This window comes from Streptomyces sp. SAJ15, from assembly GCF_007595705.1.
Taxonomy (GTDB): domain Bacteria; phylum Actinomycetota; class Actinomycetes; order Streptomycetales; family Streptomycetaceae; genus Streptomyces.
Map to the genome: position 1 here is coordinate 58,884 of NZ_NISY01000009.1, position 18,064 is coordinate 76,947.

Below are 18,064 nucleotides of genomic sequence, written 5' to 3' on the forward strand. Positions count from 1 at the left end.
CCCCAGCCCGGGGGCTGGCGACTGACGCAGCGCGACTGGCGACGCGGAAGGTCACGCCGGAAACAAGCACCTGAGGCCCTGCGCGACAAGACACCAAGAAAGCCCCTGGTTGACCCTCTGCCGCATTTTCAGGGACTCAAGGCAGGGGGGATTGAGCCAGGGGGCGCGGGGGCGGCACGGTGGAGCATGGAGGCGCTCCTGCCCCGTCGACGAGGAGCACCTCCGGTAGCCTGGACAGCGTCCCGGCAGCCGACGGTCTCTCAGTTCGGGCTGCCGCGCGCCGTCTCCGCCAGTTGTCCGGCCGTTCCCGCACCGTGGTGTGGGAGCGCGGTCCGCCATGCCCGAAAGAGAGCATCTGTGACCACTTACGACACTCACAGCGCCACCCATACCCCCGTACCCCAGCAGCCCGGCCATGCCGGGACGGCGTCGTATGACGCCAACGCGATCACTGTTCTGGACGGACTGGACGCGGTGCGCAAGCGGCCCGGGATGTACATCGGCTCCACGGGAGAGCGGGGGCTGCACCACCTGGTGCAGGAGCTCGTGGACAACTCCGTGGACGAGGCGCTCGCAGGGGTGGCCGACCGGATCGACGTGACGATCCTGGCCGACGGCGGGGTGCGGGTGGTCGACAACGGCCGCGGCATTCCGGTGGGGACACACCCGGTGGAGAAGCGGCCGGCCGTCGAGGTCGTGCTGACCGTGCTGCACGCGGGCGGGAAGTTCGGGGGCGGCGGGTATGCGGTCTCCGGCGGTCTGCACGGTGTGGGCCTGTCGGTGGTCAACGCGCTGTCGACACGGCTGTCGGCGGAGATCTGGACCGACGGCCATCGGTGGACGCAGGACTACAGGAACGGCGCTCCCACCGCCCCACCGGCCCGACACGAGGCCGCCTCCCGGACAGGCACCTCGCTGACGTTCTGGGCGGACGGCGACATCTTCGAGACCACCGCATACTCCTTCGAGACGCTGGCCAGGCGTTTCCAGGAGATGGCCTTCCTCAACCGCGGGCTCACCCTGACCCTCACCGACGAACGGCCCTCCGCGCGCGCGACGGCCGCGGCCGACGAAGCCGACTCGGACCCGGCGGCGAAGACGGTCTCCTACCGCTACGACGGCGGCATCACCGACTTCGTCGCCCACCTCAACTCCCGCAAGGGCGAGCCGGTCCATCCCTCGGTCATCACCATCTCCGCCGAGGACACGGAACGGCTGCTGTCGGCCGAGGTCGCCCTGCAGTGGAACGGCCAGTACACCGACAGCGTGTACTCCTACGCCAACGCCATCCACACCCATGAGGGCGGCACCCACGAGGAGGGCTTCCGCGCGGCCCTGACCACCGTGGTCAACCGCTACGCGCGGGAGAAGAGGCTGCTGCGGGAGAAGGACGCCAACCTCTCCGGCGAGGACATCCGTGAGGGCCTGACCGCGATCATCTCGGTCAAGCTCGGCGAGCCGCAGTTCGAGGGCCAGACCAAGACCAAACTCGGCAACACCGAGGCGCGCACCTTCGTGCAGAAGGTCGTCCACGAGTATCTGACCGACTGGTTCGACCGCAATCCGAACGAGGCCACGGACATCGTGCGCAAGGCCGTCCAGGCGGCCACGGCCCGGGTCGCGGCCCGCAAGGCGCGCGACCTGACCCGCCGCAAGGGACTGCTGGAAACGGCGGCGCTGCCGGGGAAGCTGTCCGACTGTCAGTCGAATGACCCGGCGATGTCGGAGATCTTCATCGTCGAAGGAGACTCCGCCGGCGGATCTGCCAAGTCCGGCCGCAATCCGCAGTACCAAGCGATCCTCCCGATCCGCGGCAAGATCCTCAACGTGGAGAAGGCCCGGATCGACAAGATCCTGCACAACCAGGAGATCCAGGCGATCATCTCCGCGTTCGGCACGGGCGTGCACGAGGACTTCGACGTCGCCAAACTCCGCTACCACAAGATCATCCTGATGGCGGACGCCGACGTCGACGGCCAGCACATCAACACCCTGCTGCTGACCTTCCTGTTCCGCTTCATGCGCCCACTGATCGAAGAGGGCCACGTCTACCTCTCCCGCCCCCCGCTGTACAAGATCAAGTGGAGCCGGGACCACGTCGAATACGCCTACTCCGACCGCGAACGCAACATGCTCCTGGAACGGGGCCGACAGGACGGCCGTCGGATCAAGGACGACTCCATCCAGCGCTTCAAGGGCCTGGGTGAGATGAACGCCGAGGAACTGCGCGTCACCACCATGGACCCCGACCACCGGGTCTTGGGCCAGGTCACCCTCGATGACGCAGCCGTCGCCGACGACCTCTTCTCCGTCCTGATGGGCGAGGACGTCGAAGCCCGCCGCCACTTCATCCAGCGCAACGCCAAGGACGTCCGCTTCCTCGACATCTGACAACGGGTCGTTGGACGTTACCCGGGTGCCCTGCTTGCCTCCTGGCCACCGTCCCTGGTCGAGGCGTCGTAGCCGATCAGGGTGCCCAGAACATCGTTGATGGCGCGTTCGCGCGGCAGCATTCCCGCGTAGCGGCCGCGCCGAACGAGTGGCACGAAGGGCTCCCGGGCGTCCAACACCCGGCGTGCCCAGAACCCGTCGCTCTTGGCAGGCGCGTCCACCTCGGCGGCGATGCGCCGCAACTTCGCGTCGAACAAGGCCCGGGCCTCGGCGAGGTCCACCGGCGTGTACCGGCCTGCGCCTTCGAGGTCACCCATAGCAGCGGCCAGCAGCAGCTCAGGAGCCAACGGGGCGAGGGCGTAGTCCGGCGGCTGATAGATCAGCCAGGGATGGCCGGGCTGGGCCGTGGCCGGGGACACTGGCGTAAACGGGAGGCGTGGCTGGGTCAGCTTGCCGGGAGGCTCATCCGCGCGGTCGGGAAGCTCACCCGCCGTGCGCGGTTCCGCCAGCTCCCACTGGCGTAGCCAGGCGCGCCCCCGGTCGTACGCACGGCGCAGCGCGGGTCGGGACAGCAGCCGGTCGCGCAGCTCGTCCGGGGGTGCCCAGCCGAGGAACGTGCCCGGCCCGGTGTCCGCAACGTTGGCTGTGAGGACCACCGCCCGGGGTCGCCCGATCCGGGCGGCCCCGGCGCAGAACACCAGCAGCCTGGTGTCCCACCAGGTTGTTCCGTCCGCCAGGTCCACCACAGCCACCTCGGTGTGCACCGCCTGCTTGAGGACCTCCACGACCGCCCGCGTGCTGGCGTCCCCGAGCGGCTCTCCCGGAGGGAGCCCCATCCGCGGCGGCACGGAGATCTCCCGCCGCTCCGGACGCGCCTCCGGGAAGTGCAGGGCGATACCCAGGAACTCGACCGAGCCGCCGCCGGTGAGTGAGCCCAGCACCACCAGAATCAGAGGCAGCAGACCAAGGATGAGTGCGATGACGAGCACCGTGCCCTCGTGCCGCTCGCTCGGCCAGTCCGCCGTCACACTCAGCACGATCGTCAAGGCCAGCAGAACGACCACCAGCACGAACGAGGAGACCACGGCCCGTCGCCTGGACCAGGGCCAGAACGGCCCGTCCGACCTATCCACGCTTCCCACTGTCGGACCGCCCCCGGGTTCCCGTCAAACGCGCAGGGGGGCCAGAGCTGCTCCCGCTTCCGGGACACACCGAGCAGCAACACGGCAGGACCTCCGCGATCCGCCAACTCATCCCCCAGACCCCGGTTCCCGTCGTCGCGAAGGCGCTCGGTTACGACGCCCGGCTCCTATCTAGCCCGTTTCGGTCTAACGCACCTGATCAGGGGCGGAGGCCATCATGAGGTGCTGGGGGGCGGGCAGTGCGTTCAGCCTCCCGGCGTGTCTCGGTTGGGCGTGCGCCAGAGTCAAGCGATCCTGGATCGCCTTCGACCACTGAGAACATCGGACTCACGCATCCAGCCTGCGGTTGCGCTGGACCGAGGAGAAGAAGGACCAGGCGATCAGGACGACGCCGACGAGGCCCGTGATGACCTCGGGGATCTCATACTGGATGGTGACGAGCAGAATCACCGCGAGGGCGCCGATCGCGTAGTGCGCGCCGTGCTCCAGGTAGACGTAGTCGTCGAGGGTGCCCTGGCGGACCAGGTAGACCGTGAGCGAGCGGACGTACATCGCGCCGATGCCGAGGCCGAGCGACATCAGGACGATGTCGTTGGTGATCGCGAAGGCGGCGATGACGCCGTCGAAGGAGAAGGACGCGTCCAGGACCTCCAGGTAGAGGAACATGAAGAACGCGGCCTTGCCGGCCATCGCGACCGCCGGGACCTTCTTGCCGCTCCTCTTGGCCTCTTCCTCGACCTCGTGCTCGCGCTCCTCCTCTTCCTCGAGCTTGTTCTCGAAGTAGCCGGAAAGGCCGCCGACGATCAGGTAGGTGATCAAGCCCGCGACGCCGGCGATCAGGACGGTCTCCGTCTTGTCCGCATGTATGCCGCCGTGCTGGTGGGCGTTGGTGGCGAAGGTCATCGCGGAGACGAGCAGCACGATGAGCGCGATGCAGACGGAGAGCATGTCGACCTTGCCGAGCTTGGCGAGCGGACGCTCCAGCCAGCCGAGCCACTTGATCTCCCGGTCCTCGAAGATGAAGTCGAGGAAGATCATCAACAGGAACATGCCACCGAAGGCGGCGATCGACGGGTGGGCGTCGGTCACCAACTGCTGGTACTTGTCCTTGTCGTCGAGCGCGAGCCGCACCGCTTCGATCGGACCGATCTTGGCACTGACGGCGACGATCACGACTGGGAAGACCAGGCGCATGCCGAAGACCGCGATCAGGACGCCGATGGTGAGGAAGATCTTCTGCCAGAAGGCATTCATCTTCTTCAGGATCCCGGCGTTGACCACGGCGTTGTCGAAGGACACCGAGATCTCGAGGATGGACAGGATCGCCACGATCCCGAAGCCGGTCCACCCCCCGTACAGCACCGCCACGACGAGGCCGAGCGCGGTGACCGCGAACGACCAGCCGAACGTTTTCAAAAGCACTGGCTACCCAATCGTTTTGTGCGGGGCTCCCCCGCGCCGTACCTGGCTCTACGAAACATCGACCTAGGCGAGTGCGATCATCCTACGTAGAGGGTGTGCTCAACCGCCGTCGTCGCCTCGCGAGTTCGGCCGTGACCCGGCGTTGCGGAGGTCGTATTCGACGAGGCCGGCCCGATCGACGGTGGAGGTTGAGCGCAGGGGCCGTCGCCGACGGTCAGGCCGAACAGTCGCCCCGGGCGCCGTTCGCCGAGATGCTGATGGACTACCTGGGACAGCGGCCGAACACCACGACCGCTACCAACCCGGACGCCCGATGGCTCTTCCCCGGCCGCAGTCGTGGAGCGCTTCGGCGTGCGCGTCGGCCGCTGTGGAGCCCGTGGCCGCATGCGCCGAGCGGCCAGGGCGAGAGCCGACAGAAAGAGCTCATTGGATTGATGTCGCACAATAGTCAACTGATACCCGCATCTCTATAAGACGCGGACGAGTGAGCGGTCGTCCGCAGGGGGAGTCATGGCCACAGACCCGAGCGCGCATCGGTTGCGCCTGCTCTTGGTGTTGGCGGAGGAACTTCATTTCGGGCGTGCAGCCAAGCGGCTGTTCATCAGTCAGCCCGCGTTCAGCCGACAGATCCGCACCCTTGAGGAGCATCTAGGGGTACCACTCGTGGAGCGGTCCACGCGGCGGGTGGAGCTCACACCGGCCGGGGAGGCGTTGCTGCCGCGCATGAGGGCCGCGGTGGACGCCCTTGATGCGCTTCGCGGTGCCGCAGAGGCGGAAGCGCGCCCGGCGGAACCGGACCGGGTAGTTCTTGGGGGCTACGTCTCTGGCCTGCCCGCGCTGCGGATCCTCGTCGACGAGCTGCGTAAACGCCATGCGGTTCCCGAGGTCGAATGGCGTGCGGTGGGCCCTGTCGAGCAGGCACGGGTGGTGCTGGACGGGGAGGTCGACGGGGTCGCGTGCTACGGGCCCATGCCCGAGGGGCTTCGGACGCTCCGACTGGCAACCGAACCTCGCTTCGTCTGCCTGGCGGATACCCATCCACTGGCGGACCGCGAGGCCCTGACCCTCGCGGATCTGGCCGACGAGCCTGTCATCGGCTTCCCGCCTGAGATGGGCCGGGAATGGCGCGACTTCTGGGCTGCCGACCCTCGCCCCGACGGGAAGCCGGTGCGGTACACCGACCAGACGGGGGTCACGCTGGAGGCGTGTGTCTCCCTCGTCAGCCTGGGAAACGGGATCCGCTTCGTCTCTGGAAGCAGCCGGGAACTCCTGCCTTGGCCTGGCGTCCGCTTCATCCCCGTCACCGACCTACCCCCTTGCACCGCGCTGCTGGCCTGGTCGGCCTCCCGGCCCCCCTCCCCAGCCTTCGGCTCGCTCCTGCGCGCCCTCAGCGCCTACCTCCGCACCGTGGGCGACGTGACCGTTGGCAGCGCCAAAGGGGATCGGCCCAGGGACGCGGTCGCCCTGGCGGGCAAGCGCACCGCCCGATGAGCGCCGCGGCGCCAAGCACCCGCTCGGTCGGCCTCACGGCGCGCGGACGGGTCGTCAGCGGGACAACCACACCGCGACTGTGCTGACGCCCACCCACTGCCACCACGCCACCCACTCACCCGCGTCCACGGCGTTTCCCGCGCGCAACGCCGCCCTCAGCCGTTGGGGAGGCGTTGTGTGAGGCCGGCGTCCCTACCCAGGCGCACCGGCAGCGCCTCGACGCCGTTGCCGACGAAGCTGGGGTGGGGCGGCACCTCCTCGGCCGGTACGGCGAGCTCCAGCTCCGGGAAGTGGCGGAACAACGCCTCCAGCGCGATCGCCCCCTCCATGCGGGCCAGCGCGGCGCCCAGGCAGGCGTGCGGGCCGTGCCCGAAGGACAGATGGCGGCCCGGCGGCCGGTTCAAGTCGAACCGGTCGGCGTCCGGCCCGTGCGCGTCCGCATCCCGCCCGGCCGAGGTGTAGGAGACGAGGACCGGCGCCCCACGCGGGATCACCGTGGCGCCGACGGTCAGGTCCGCCGTCGGGTAGCGGAACGGAAAGTAGCCGACCGGGCCGTCGTAGCGGAGGGTCTCCTCGACGACGTCCTCCCAGGACACCCGGCCGGACCGGACCAGGTCCAGCTGGTCGCGGTGGCGGCACAGCGCGCGGACCGCGTTGCAGATCAGGTTGACGATGGTCTCGTGCCCCGCGATCAGCAGCGACTGCAGGGTGCCGGCCAGCTCCGTCTCGCTCAGCCGGGTGCCGTCCTCCCCCGGCCCCGCCGCAAGCAGCGCGCTGGTGAGGTCCTCGCCGGGCGACGCGCGGCGATCGGCGACGACCTGGCGCAGGATCGCGAGCACCCCTCAATCCCGGGCCCGCCGTGCGCACGGGACCGTCCACCCCCGACGCTCCAGATCGGGGGTGGGGGCGCGGACTCAGTGCGAGGCGACGAGGCCCTGGGCGAAGCCGCCGTCGACGGCGAGTTCGACATTGGTGGTGAAGGTCGCCTCGCCGGCCAGGAACAGCGCGGCCGCGGCGACCTCCTCGACCGTGCCGTTGCGCTTGAGCGGGGTGGTCTCGTCGCCCTGTCGCTCGAACTCCCGGCGCTGCTCCTCCGTCAGGCCGGGCACACCCATCGTCGGGGTCTTGATGAACCCCGGCGCTACGGAGTTCACCCGGATCCTCCGGGGGAGCAGCTCGGCCGCCAGCACGTGGGCGAGAGCGCGCATCGCCTCCTTCGACGCGGAGTAGGCACTCAGTCCGGGGAAGACGACGTCGTTGGCGACCGTGGTGAAGACGATCGAACCGTGGTCCTCGATCAGCGGGGCCAGCGCCTGCACGGTGAAGAAGACCCCCTTGGTGTTGACGTCGAAGTGTCGGTCCCACGACGCCTCGGTGACCTCCGCCAGCTCGGCGAACTCCGCGATCCCGTGGTTGACGAAGAGGTGGTCGACACGGCCGAGCGCCTCCCCGGCGAACTCGGCGAGGGCCGCGATGTCGGCCATGCTGGCGGCGTCGGAGCGCACCACGTGCGCAGCCTGACCCTTCAGCTCGGACCGCGCGGCTTCGAGGGTCCGCTCGTTACGTCCCGTCAGGACGACCTCCGCCCCTTCGGCGAGCAGCGCCTTGACGATCGCCAGACCCATGCCGTGCGTCCCGCCGGTGACCACGGCCTTCTTACCCGTGAACCTGCTCATCATGACTCCCTGTTCGTGGTGATGGTGTGGCTGGTGGGGTGACGAGGACGACTCTGCGGGGTGGCGCTTTCAATCCGCCTGCGGTCCGCCCCGGTCCGCCTGCGGTTCGGCTGCGGTCCGCTTTCTGTTCCCCGCCCGGCCCGTGCCGGCCCGCGTCCGGCCCCGTACGCTGGACCGATGCGTTTCGGGATACTGGGCCCACTGGCCGTGTGGACGGCGGACAGGGAACCCGTGGCGGTGCCCGAGGCGAAGGTCCGCGCCTTGCTGGCCGGTCTGCTGGTCACACCGGGGCGGGTCGTCTCGTCAGACCGGCTGATCGAGGACCTGTGGGGCGACGCGGTGCCCGCACGCCCCGACAGGGCGTTGCAGACCCTTGTCTCCCGGCTGCGCAAGGCGCTGACGGCGGGGGAAGGACACGCGGCGGGCGCAGGGCACGAGCCGAGCGGTGGGCGCGGGCTGGTGGTGCACCGCCCGCCGGGGTATCTGCTGCGGGTGGCCGGCGAGGCGGTGGACGCGGAGTCCTTCCTCTCGCTGGCCGGCCGGGCCCGCCGCACCGCCGACCTCCACGAGCGGGCGGCCGGCTTCTCCGCGGCTCTCTCGCAGTGGCGGGGGCCTGCCTTCGCCGACTTCGCGGACGAGCCGTTCGCCCGCGCGGCGGTGACGCGCCTGGAGGAAGAGCGGCTCCTGGTTTGGGAGGAGCACGCCGAAACCCGACTCCTACTGGGCGAACACGGTCCCCTGGCCGGCGTCCTCCAGGAGCTGTCGGAGCGTCATCCGCTGCGCGAGCGGCTGCGCGCGGCCCAGATGCGCGCCCTGTACGGCGCGGGCCGGCCGAGTGAGGCCCTGGCCGTGTATCAGGATGTGCGCCGCCGGCTCTCCGACGAGCTGGGCCTGGAGCCGGGGCCCGAGCTGGTCGCGCTCCAGAGGGATATCCTCCGCCAGCTCCCGGAGGTGCTTCCCGGTGCGGGTGTGCGGGCTCCCGCGGAAGCGGCGTCACGGCGGGCCGTCTTCGACGTGGCTCGCGCGCGGGCGGCCCGTCCCGACGCGGACGGCTCGGGGCTGGGCGGGTCGGAGGTGGGCGGCCTGGGGGTGGGTGGCTCGAAGGTCGACCCCCCGGAGGCGGACCGCCGGGAGATGGACCGCCCGGAGGCAGACCGCCCGGAGGTGGGCCTCCAGGAGATGGACCGCCCGGAGGCGGACCCCTCGGAGGCAGCCGGCCCGCGTCCTCGTACGAATCTGCCCGTCCCGATGACCGGCCTGATCGGGCGGGCGCAGTCCGTGACGCGGATCCGGGCGCTGCTGACGGCGGGGCGACTGGTGACCCTGACCGGGCCGGGCGGAGTCGGCAAGACCCGGTTGGCGCTCGAGGTGGCGGGCGGGGAGGCGCGGCCGGGAAACCAAGAGGAGGTGGGGGCGCCGGGGACGCCGGGTGACTCCTTCCCGGACGGCGTGTGGCTGGTAGAGCTGTCCGGGGTATCCCGGTCCGTGGGGTCCGGCGGACACGTCGGGTCCGTGGGGGTCGTCGGCGCCATCGGGTCCGTCGGGTCGGAGGCGGCTGCTCCGGTTCTCTCGGGGCCGCCTCCGGACAGCGTGCCCGGCGCGGCGGTGGACGGTCTCGCGGAGCTGGTGGCCGTGGCCCTGGGCATCCGCGACGACGCTCGCCCCGACACACTGCCGCCTCCGACGACGGCCCCCCGCTCCCACCCTCTGACCGACCGGCTGGCCGACGCCCTGCGCGATCGGCGACTCCTGCTCGTCCTGGACAACTGCGAGCATGTGATCGAGGCCGTGGCGGCGCTGGCCCGTGTGCTGCTGCGGGCCGCGCCGGGGCTACGCGTGCTGGCCACCAGCCGCGAGCCGCTGGGCGTAGCGGGCGAACAGCTGTGGCCGGTGGCGCCCCTGGACGTGCCGAAGCCCGGCGCCTCGCCGGCCGAGGTTCGGCGGTCGAGCGCGGTCCGCCTGTTCGTGGCCCGGGCCGCCGCCGTGTTCCCCGGCTTCGTCCTCTCCGACGGCGACGCCGAGGCCGTCGCCACCATCTGCCGCCGCATGGACGGCATACCGCTCGCCGTCGAGCTGGCGGCGACCCGGCTCCGCGTCCTGGGCGTGGCCGGGCTCGCCGAACGCCTCGACGACCGGTTCGGGCTCCTGACGAGCGGACGGCGGGACGCCCCCGCGCGTCAGCAGACCCTGCGGGCGGTGATCGACTGGAGTTGGGAGCTGCTGACCGCCGCCGAACGCACGGTGCTGAGCCGGCTGGCCATCCACTCCGACGGCTGCACCCTGGAAGCCGCCGAGGCGCTCTGTTCCGCGGGCGGGGTGAAGCCCACCGAGGTCATGGACCTGCTGGCGCGCCTGGTGGACCGGTCGCTGGTGGTGGTCACCGACGAAGCCGACGGCAAGGGCGACGGAGGCACGGGGGGCAACGACGGAACGGACCCCACCGACCGGCTCCGACCCCGTTACCGGCTGCTGGAGTCGGTGGCCGCGTACTGCCTGGAACGGTTGCGAGCGTCCGAGACCGCCCCGGCGTACGGCTCCGGGGGCACCCCCGCGCCCGCCGCCGGACCGGTGACCGTGTACGAACGGCTGCGCCGCGACCACGCCCGCTACTACACGGCACTCGCCGAGCGGGCCGACACCCACCTGCGCGGCGGCGACCAGCAGCGCTGGCTGCGCCGGATGGAGGCCGAGTCGGCCAACCTCCGCGGCGCCCTCGACACCGCGGCCGTCACGGGCGACGCCCCGCTCGCGCGGCGACTGGTGCGCGCCATGGCCTGGTTCTGGTTCCTGTGCTGTCGCCTCACGGAGGCGAAGCGCTCGATGGCCGCGGCCCTGGCCATCGTGGAGACCGCGGTGGCGGAGCGCGGCACGGAGGAGTCGGGCGCCGGCGAGACCGACGCCGCACGGGCTCATGTGGTCGCCTGGCATGCGGGGATGACCCTGCTGTCGGGCGAACCGCTCGACTCCCGCCGCGGCAGCCACGGCCCGCTGCGGCTCTACGAGGACATCGACGATCCGGGCGGCCGAGCCGGACCCGGGTGGTTCCTCGGCTACGCCGCGACCATGTTCGGCGCGATGGAGGTCGGGGAGGAGCTCGTGCGCCGGGCCTTGGCCGACTTCCGGGCGCTGGGCGACCGCTGGGGTGTCGCGGCGGCCCTGAGCGTACGGGGCGTGCAGCGTTCCGTACGCGGCGACCTGGCGGCCGCCCGGTCCGACGCCGAGGCGAGCCTCGCCCTCTTCGGCGAGCTCGGCGACGGCTGGGGCCGGCTCCAGGCCACCGGGGTGCTGGGCAGGCTGGCGGAGATCCAGGGTGACTACCGGGCGGCGGAGGCCGAGCATCGGGAGGGCCTGCGCGTCGCCGAGCGCCTGGGCCTGTGGACCGAGGCGTCCACCCGCTGGTCCGAACTGGGCCGGATCGCCCTGCTCAGCGGCGACCACCCGCGGGCCGAGCGGCTCCACCGGCGCGGCAGGGACCTGGCCGTGCGGCACGGGGACCGCCGCGCCCAGGAGTTCGCCGAGGTCGGCCTCGCCCTCGGCGCCCGCCGCCAGGGCCGCCTCGACGAGGCCGAGTCCGGTCTGCGCACCTGGCTGGAGTGGAACCGCCGCTTCGACGCCGCGAACGGTGCCGCCCTCATCCTCGCCGAGCTCGGCTTCATCGCCGAGCATCGCGGCGACTCCGAGGCCGCCCTGAGGCTGCACACCGAGGGCCTGACCGCCGCCCGGGCCACCGGTGATCCGCGCGCCGTCGCGCTGGCGCTGGAGGGGCTGGCCGGCGCCCGCCGTCTCACCGGCCAGCACGAACTCGCCGCCGGCCTGCTCGGCACCGCCGCGCGGTTCCGTGCCTCCGTGGGCGCCCCGCTGCCCCCGGCGGAGCGCGCCGACGTCGACCGCGTCACGACGGCCGTACGGGCGGCACTGGGCGAGGCGGGCTTCGCCGCGGCGTTCGAGCGGCACACGGAACCGAGCGCCGGCCCCGCACCGGGTGCGGGGTAGCCTGCTGCGCTGCCGGTAGATCCCGCCGTCGCGCCAGGCGCTCACGCCGGAGACCCGGCGCCGTTCGACAGGGCCCGTTTACGCGGCCGGGGTGAGTTCGGCGCGGCCGAACAGCAGGGCGTAGCCGGTGGGGAGCTGGTGGAGGATACGGGTGATCAGGTCGGGGCCGGCGTAGGCGGCGATGGCGGAGAAGACCGAGCCGGTGTCCCAGCGGGTGGTGGCCAGGGAGGCGCCGGTGCGGGCGGCGAGGTCCTTGACGAAGGCCCAGCCGGTCAGGGGATGGATGTCGGGGATCTGCACGGTGAGGACGCGTGCGGCCTCGAGGGGTAGCCGGGCGGCCAGGTCGACGCGTTCGTCGCCGGTCAGCTGGCGCCCCAGCCCCGCAAGGACCAGGCGGACGGCTTCGTCGGCTCTCTCGCGGGTGGGGTAGGCGCCTTCGTAGCGGACCTTCTCCAGCATCTGCTCATACGCCGCCCCGTACGGCTGCTCGTGCTCGAGCGGGACGCGCACGTCGGTGATCACTGCGATGCATGCCTTTCGTGGAGCAAGGGGGTGCCGGGTGTGCGGCACCGCGGTATGGGTCAGGTGGGCTGGGGGCGGCCGAAGAGCAGGTCGTAGCCGGCGGGGAGCTGGAGCAGCATCTGCTCCAGCAGGTCGTCGCCGGCGGTGTCGGCGGCCGTGGACAGCACGGCGCCGACGTCCCACGTGGCAGTCTGCTCGGTGGCGCCCTCGATCCAGGCCGCGGTCGCCCGCACGAACCGCTCCGGCGACAGCGGCTCTGCGCTCTGCAGCGGGTTGAGAAGGATCAGGGCGAAGTCCTCCGGCAGGCGTGCCGCGAGCTGAGCGCGGACTTCGCCGACCAGGTGCGCACCGAGCAGGGCGAGCACCACACGGGCCGCGCGCTCGGCTTCCTCCGGAGTGTCGTACTCGCCGCGTTCCTTCACGTGGTCGAGGAACGCTTCGCGTCGCAGAGTCATCTCGGCCGCGCCCCTTTCCTCTTCGGACTGCCTATGGGAGTGCGGAGGGCGGACTGAGGGGGAGATCAGGTGCCCGTCCCCCGCACCGGTCCGGCCGGTGTCAGCCGGAGATCTCCTTGTGGCCGGATCCGACGCCGATGGCGATCTTGCGGGGCTTGGCGCGCTCGGCGATCGGGATGCGCAGGGTGAGTACGCCCGCCTCGTAGTCGGCCTTGATGTGCTCGGTGTCGAGGGTGTCGGCGAGCACGATCTGGCGGGAGAAGACGCCCAGCGGCCGCTCGGCCAGCTCCATCTGTACGTCGTCGGCCTTCGTCACCGGCCGGCGCTCGGCCTTGACCGTGAGCATGTTCCGTTCGACGTCGATGTCGATCGCCTCGGCGCTGACGCCGGGGAGGTCGAAGGCCACGACGTACTCGTCGCCCTCCCGATATGCGTCCATCGGCATCGCCGACGGCCTCGACCAGGTGGCCGGGCCCATCATCTGCTGGGCCAGCCGGTCCAGCTCACGGAAGGGGTCAGTGCGCATCAACATGGAAAAACACCTCCAGAGGTTCGGGCAGTCACTGCCAATGCGCCTCACTGAATCCGTTGTAGCATGTCATCCAACGGATGACAAACATGATGTCGTCCACATGATGACGACCCGAGGGAGGTCTCCGTGATCCCGGCCGACCAGCCGTCCTCGTCCAGCACCGACGCCCACAGCCCGGCATCGTTCCTGGCCGCCGCGGCAGCCCTGCACGCCATAGACGACGCACTGCGCACCGCCCAGCACGAGGCCCCCGACACCCCCGGCGCCGGGCCGGCCCCGGAGCAGGCCCTGGCCTCCCTGATGCTGCTGCGGCAGGTCCGCGAGCAGCTCGCCGGATGGGAGACCGGCCTGATCGAAACGGCCCGCGACGCGGGCGCCAGCTGGGCCGACCTCGCCCGCCCCCTCGGTGTCGCCAGCCGGCAGGCCGCCGAGCGTCGCTACCTGCGCGGCCGCCCCGGCCCCGCCGGGAGCACCGGCGAACAGCGCGTAACCGCCACCCGCCGGCGCCGCGCCGCCGACCGCACGACCGCCACCTGGGCCCGCCACAACGCCGCCGACCTACGCAGCCTCGCCGGCCGGATCACCGCACTCACCGACCTTCCCCCCGCCGCCCGCCTCCCGGTCGGCGAGCTCCACGCGGCCCTCGCCCACGACGACCCCGCCGCCCTCGTCGCGCCCCTGGCTGCCACCCGCCGTCATCTGGCCACCGCCCACCCCGACCTCGCAGCGCAGCTCGACACCCTCACACCGCCCTAGGGTCGCTCTGGCAATTGATCATGCTGGGGTTCGTGGAGTCAGAGGACGAGCGAGGTGAGGTGGAGTCCGGCGAGGTAGGGGGTGGCGGCCGGTTTCTCGAAGCGGGTGGCGACGGCCCGAAAACGGTTTGGGCCTGCGCAGCCCGCTCACCCCGAGCCGGCCGGCTACGGGGCCGCCGCGCGGAAGAGGGCCAAGAGGGCCTGGGCCGGCGGAGTGTCCGCGTGGAAGAACTGGGTGGCCAGCGCGGGTGGCACGGCCGTTCCCTGCATGCGGACCTCGTGGCGCCTGAAGCGGAACGCTGCCTCGAACAGAGCCTGGTCGAGAGATTCCCCGCCGAGCGGCACCCGGGCCTGCGGTGATCTCGGGGCTCAAGTGTGGTGTGGCGTACGGAAGTACGACCCTGAGGAGGGCCCGCCAGGATGCCTGACGAGCCCTCCTCGCTGTTGCACCTGGTCTAGCCGGGGTTGCCAGCCTTCCAGCCTACATATTTGAACCCGGGAATCCTCTTGTAATTTGGCTTGAAGTCAATCGCGCCGCCGGGGCCGAAATTGGTACCCCAGACACCTCCCGCGCCATCCGAAAGTCCTACATGCCAGTGCCTCCCCCCGTTGTCCCAAAAGACAAAGGACCCCTTCGGAGGCATGCCTGAGGTGTGCTTGGCGCCGTCCGAGGATGTCCAGTGCGTCTTGGCCGAAGAGTGGACGACGGAGCGGTTCCATGCTTTAGCAACTGCTAGTTCGCATAGATTGTTGTAGGACTTGTCGCCCTTACGGTGGAGAAACCAGTTCATGGCCTCCATGACCGGAGACCCGAACACTTCCACGGGGGCGGCCTTTTCGCGCGCGGGCGCGTCGGCTATCGCGATGCCGGAAAGTGGGAGAGTCAGCGCAAGGCACGCGGCAGCGCTGACTCCTATACGTGACAAATTGGCTTTCTTGCGCTTGCCTGACGTCATGTTCGGCTCTTTCGTCAAGTAGTTCAGGAAGAACGAGTCGTGTGCGCCGGGAACCACCACGGTCGTGATGTTTGCTCGGGGGACGACCCCGCGTACGCCCTGGAGAAGGTCGTGGTCACCTATCGCCCGCGCGTGGCGCGACCGCGCTGCCGGTCGTCTACTGGCCCTGAGCGGCCTGCTTCCCTTTCAGCTTCGCCAGCGTCGCCTTGGCACTCCGCTTCAGCATGTCGGCGGCCTCCTCAGCGGTCGCCGGCTTGCCCTTGGAGTCGGGGGCGCGCAGCTCCGACCACTTGGACTCGTACGTCAGCCATCCGTCCCGGATGGCGAGGATCACCTCGGCCGCGTCAGTGCCGCCGTCATCGGGCACCTCCGTCACCAGGAACGCCTCCTCGCCGAAGCCCGGTGCCGGTTTCACCACGTAGTGGTAGTCCAACCGGTCTTTCTTGTCCTTGTACGCCTTGTACCGCGCCGCGAACTCAGGGGCCGGGTCGGATGCCTTGTGCAGGTACACCTCGGTGTCGACGTACGCCGACGAGTACTCGGAGGGGCCGCGGTCCGGCGGGTTGAAGTCCAGGTCGCAGGTCATCCAGTCGAGCGCCGACTGCCGGGACCCCGACACCAAAGGGTTGCCCGCGCGCTCCTGCATCGCGTAGCCGCGTGCCATGTAGGGACCGAGGTCGGTGGCTTCGCACAGATCGCTGACGTAGTGGTAACCCGCCAGATTCGCCTTGGGCTTCTCCTCGACCGCCGGCTTGTCGTCATCGCCGAAGCCGCCGGTAGCGAAGAGCGTGCCCGCCCAGACCGCCGAGGCGACGACCGCCCCGCCCAGGCCCCAGAGCCAACCCCTGCTCCGACCGACGCCGGCCGGAGGCGCCGCGGGCTGGGGCGAGGTGGGTCCGAATCCGCCGGACGAGGGCAGCGGAGTCCCCGCCATCGTCAGCTGCCCGTACGGACCGGGCGCGCCGGGCTGGGGCGCGGGCTGCTGCGGCGGCATCTGCGCCGCGTACGGATTCGGCTGCCCCTGCGGCGGCTGCGGCTGCGGTGGGCCGTAGGGCTGGGGCTGCTGGGCGTATGGATTCGGTTGATCCCCCGGTATTGACATGCGCGAAGCGTACCGGGACGCGTACATGACGCGAGGCCCGGTCCCGTCCTGGGGAAGGACGACGAGCCCGCTCATGGATGGCGCTCCAAAACCTCCATGGCCGAACTCCTCACCCCCCAACGAGAACGACCGCCGGCTTCCCGCGCTGCACCGAAGCAGCTCGGCCAGCGACTGCACCACTCGGCGAGACACGACCCGTGGTCGGCGGATGCCACAGCGGGAGCCGTCCCGTGCGATGACGTAGGACAGGGCGATGCGGGCACCGCCGAGTCCCAGCTTGTCGGCACGTCGGGCGGGGGCCGACTGCGTGGGCCCGTGCCACTCTCGTGCCAGATGGAGCGGGGACTCACCGGGAACCCGAGGTGCGATGATGAGATCACGCTACTGATAGCCGGACCTCGCTCGGCATGCGGGCGACATTTTGATGACTTAGCCTAAAAAACAGCGCCTGCTAGTCGATTGCTGCTCGAGCAGGAAAGCAGGATCAATGATGTACATGATGCGCGAGGTCTACCAAGCTGAACGCGGGAAGGCGCCGGAGATCGTAGCGGCGTTCAAGACCCTCACCAAGGTGTTTGAAGAGACCGGATACGCGAACCGGCGAATCTACGTCGATTACGCCGGCCCCATGGATACGGTCGTCTGCCAATGGGAATTCGACAGCCTCGACCAGTACTTCACCATGGAGCGAGCGTTCTTCGTGAATCCAGACGAGAACGCCCAGTCACTGATCGATACCTTGAACAACAACGCGGTATCCGGCTACAAGGAGATCTACGAGGTCATCCAGTAGCGGATCGCCTGGGCGACAGAGGCCACCGTCACCCCGCGCGTTCCCGGGCCGCGACCGGCTACACCACTCAGTGGGACGCCATCCGCGCATGTACCGCCGGCCCTACGCACGCCGTGGCTGCCTGGATCGGATCAAGACGCGCCGTCACGGGACAGCCGGAGGTCGAAGGACACGTTGAGGCATTCGGGCCCGGCCCCGTACCGAGGAGCGGGACTCAGCGCGCCCGCAGCGAGTCGAGAGTGGCGAGCGCGGTCGTGAGCAGCGGGTCCCGCTGTTCGTGGACCCGCCCCAAGACCCGCAACCCGTAGTACGAACTCAGAACCTGACGGGCGAGGGTGCGCGCATCGGTGCCGGTACGGATCTCCCCGGCGGCCTGCCCCTCGGCGACGACCGTGTGGATCGCGTCCTCGACGCGGTCGAAGGTGCGCCGCACGACCTTCCGTACGTCCGGATCCAGCGCCGCGGCTTCGATCGCCGCGCTGATCGCGAAGCAGCCACGCGGCCCGTCCGCGCCACCGCCCCCGCCCGGGGCCACATCGGCGTCGATGGCGTGCGCCATCAGCGCGCGCAGCCGCTCCTGACCGGTCCCGGGCCCGGACAGGAGCTCGACCTGCTCGGTGGTGGCGGTCTCGTAGTAGCGCTCCAGGGCGCGCAGATACAGCTGCCGCTTGCCGCCGAAGGTGTTGTAGAGGCTGGACGGCCCGAGCCCGGTGCTCTCGCAGAGGTCGCGGGTGGAGGTCCCCTCGTAGCCCTGACGCCAGAAGGTTTCCATGGCCGCGCTGATGACGCGGTCCTCGTCGAACTGCCGTGGCCTGGCCATACGCCCATCTTAGA

Annotated in this window: 14 protein-coding genes and 1 pseudogene; 5 read left to right on the top strand and 10 right to left on the bottom strand. The window is 70.5% G+C overall.

The features are described 5' to 3' along the window. Positions 1 to 357 precede the first annotated feature (357 nt). Positions 358 to 2,391: a DNA topoisomerase (ATP-hydrolyzing) subunit B gene (gene gyrB / locus CD790_RS22655; protein WP_144385153.1), complete on the top strand. Its 2,034-nt coding sequence runs from the start codon at positions 358 to 360 to the stop codon at positions 2,389 to 2,391. 17 nt (positions 2,392 to 2,408) lie between these two features. Here the strand turns inward: gyrB and CD790_RS22660 are convergent, their stop codons facing one another. Together CD790_RS22660 and CD790_RS22665 are read right to left on the bottom strand one after the other, a co-directional pair. Next, complete coding sequence (locus CD790_RS22660; protein ID WP_144385154.1) at positions 2,409 to 3,524, bottom strand: hypothetical protein; 1,116 nt, start codon at positions 3,522 to 3,524, stop codon at positions 2,409 to 2,411. Positions 3,525 to 3,860: 336 nt separating this feature from the next. Beyond that, on the bottom strand, positions 3,861 to 4,955 hold the full coding sequence (locus CD790_RS22665) for a DUF475 domain-containing protein (RefSeq protein ID WP_144385155.1): 1,095 nt from the start codon (positions 4,953 to 4,955) through the stop codon (positions 3,861 to 3,863). A 510-nt stretch (positions 4,956 to 5,465) separates the two neighbouring features. Between CD790_RS22665 and CD790_RS22670 the strand changes: the two genes are divergently transcribed. Continuing rightward, complete coding sequence (locus CD790_RS22670) at positions 5,466 to 6,446, top strand: LysR family transcriptional regulator (RefSeq protein ID WP_144385156.1); 981 nt, start codon at positions 5,466 to 5,468, stop codon at positions 6,444 to 6,446. A gap of 155 nt (positions 6,447 to 6,601) precedes the next feature. Here CD790_RS22670 and CD790_RS22675 read toward each other — a convergent pair. Together CD790_RS22675 and CD790_RS22680 are read right to left on the bottom strand one after the other, a co-directional pair. Next, positions 6,602 to 7,285 (bottom strand): annotated as a pseudogene (locus tag CD790_RS22675) (cytochrome P450); the annotation flags it as partial. Positions 7,286 to 7,360: 75 nt separating this feature from the next. Beyond that, the gene (locus CD790_RS22680; protein WP_144385158.1) at positions 7,361 to 8,122 is read right to left on the bottom strand and encodes an SDR family oxidoreductase; all 762 of its coding nucleotides are present in this window, start codon (positions 8,120 to 8,122) and stop codon (positions 7,361 to 7,363) included. Between the two features lie 177 nt (positions 8,123 to 8,299). On the opposite strand from CD790_RS22680, the gene CD790_RS36645 reads away from it, so the two are divergent. Beyond that, positions 8,300 to 12,115, top strand: a complete 3,816-nt coding sequence (locus CD790_RS36645) for a BTAD domain-containing putative transcriptional regulator (RefSeq protein WP_313956529.1) — start codon at positions 8,300 to 8,302, stop codon at positions 12,113 to 12,115. A 78-nt stretch (positions 12,116 to 12,193) separates the two neighbouring features. Here CD790_RS36645 and CD790_RS22690 read toward each other — a convergent pair whose 3' ends face one another. The 3 genes from CD790_RS22690 to CD790_RS22700 form a co-directional block, all read right to left on the bottom strand. Next, entirely contained in the window at positions 12,194 to 12,637 is a 444-nt protein-coding gene (locus CD790_RS22690; protein WP_144385159.1) for a DUF2267 domain-containing protein, read from the bottom strand. 59 nt (positions 12,638 to 12,696) lie between these two features. Further along, the gene (locus tag CD790_RS22695; protein ID WP_144385160.1) at positions 12,697 to 13,092 is read right to left on the bottom strand and encodes a DUF2267 domain-containing protein; all 396 of its coding nucleotides are present in this window, start codon (positions 13,090 to 13,092) and stop codon (positions 12,697 to 12,699) included. A gap of 100 nt (positions 13,093 to 13,192) precedes the next feature. After that, positions 13,193 to 13,624, bottom strand: a complete 432-nt coding sequence (locus CD790_RS22700; protein ID WP_144385161.1) for an Hsp20/alpha crystallin family protein — start codon at positions 13,622 to 13,624, stop codon at positions 13,193 to 13,195. 126 nt (positions 13,625 to 13,750) lie between these two features. Here CD790_RS22700 and CD790_RS22705 point away from each other — a divergent pair, with 126 nt between their 5' ends. Then, complete coding sequence (locus CD790_RS22705) at positions 13,751 to 14,380, top strand: type III effector protein (protein ID WP_144385162.1); 630 nt, start codon at positions 13,751 to 13,753, stop codon at positions 14,378 to 14,380. A 454-nt stretch (positions 14,381 to 14,834) separates the two neighbouring features. Here CD790_RS22705 and CD790_RS22715 read toward each other — a convergent pair whose 3' ends face one another. After that, positions 14,835 to 15,395, bottom strand: coding sequence for a hypothetical protein (locus tag CD790_RS22715; protein WP_144385164.1), 561 nt, complete (start codon positions 15,393 to 15,395; stop codon positions 14,835 to 14,837). A 97-nt stretch (positions 15,396 to 15,492) separates the two neighbouring features. Then, positions 15,493 to 16,437, bottom strand: a complete 945-nt coding sequence (locus CD790_RS22720; RefSeq protein WP_144385165.1) for a hypothetical protein — start codon at positions 16,435 to 16,437, stop codon at positions 15,493 to 15,495. 487 nt (positions 16,438 to 16,924) lie between these two features. Here CD790_RS22720 and CD790_RS22725 point away from each other — a divergent pair, with 487 nt between their 5' ends. Further along, complete coding sequence (locus CD790_RS22725) at positions 16,925 to 17,230, top strand: hypothetical protein (protein ID WP_144385166.1); 306 nt, start codon at positions 16,925 to 16,927, stop codon at positions 17,228 to 17,230. 214 nt (positions 17,231 to 17,444) lie between these two features. Here the strand turns inward: CD790_RS22725 and CD790_RS22730 are convergent, their stop codons facing one another. Then, the gene (locus CD790_RS22730; protein WP_144385167.1) at positions 17,445 to 18,050 is read right to left on the bottom strand and encodes a TetR/AcrR family transcriptional regulator; all 606 of its coding nucleotides are present in this window, start codon (positions 18,048 to 18,050) and stop codon (positions 17,445 to 17,447) included. Between the last annotated feature and the right edge of the window lie 14 nt (positions 18,051 to 18,064).